The 362-nt window shown below is 66.3% G+C and carries 1 protein-coding gene; it reads right to left on the bottom strand.

Going from position 1 to position 362, the window contains the following annotated elements; genetic code table 11:
• The coding region (locus tag IG63_RS21165) for an AMP-binding protein (RefSeq protein ID WP_036196381.1) at nt 1-362 on the bottom strand (362 nt) is incomplete at both ends.

Raw genomic sequence — 362 nt, forward strand, 5'->3', positions numbered from 1 at the left:
GGCCGGCACCGGTGAGGTACAGCTCACCGAGCACTCCAGGTGGAACCGGCCGCAGCCGCTCGTCGAGTACCAGCGCCGACGTGCCCGGTACCGGGTCACCGATGGTGATGTGCGCGCCCGGAACCGGTTTCGCGAACGAGGAGATGATGGTGGTCTCGGTGGGACCGTAGGTGTTGAGGTAGGTGCGCCCGGGTATCCACTGCGCCAGCAGATCCCCGGTGGTCACATCGCCACCGACCGAAACCACCTGGAGCGCGTATGCGGCGGTGGGTTCCATGGTGCCCAGCACCGCCGGGGTGGTGATCGTATGTGTCACTTGTTCGGCACGGACGAGTTCGGTCAGATCCGGGCCACCGATGATC

Origin of the sequence: Nocardioides aequoreus (assembly GCF_000720335.1) — a bacterium.
Taxonomy (GTDB): Bacteria; Actinomycetota; Actinomycetes; order Propionibacteriales; family Nocardioidaceae; genus Marmoricola; species Marmoricola aequoreus.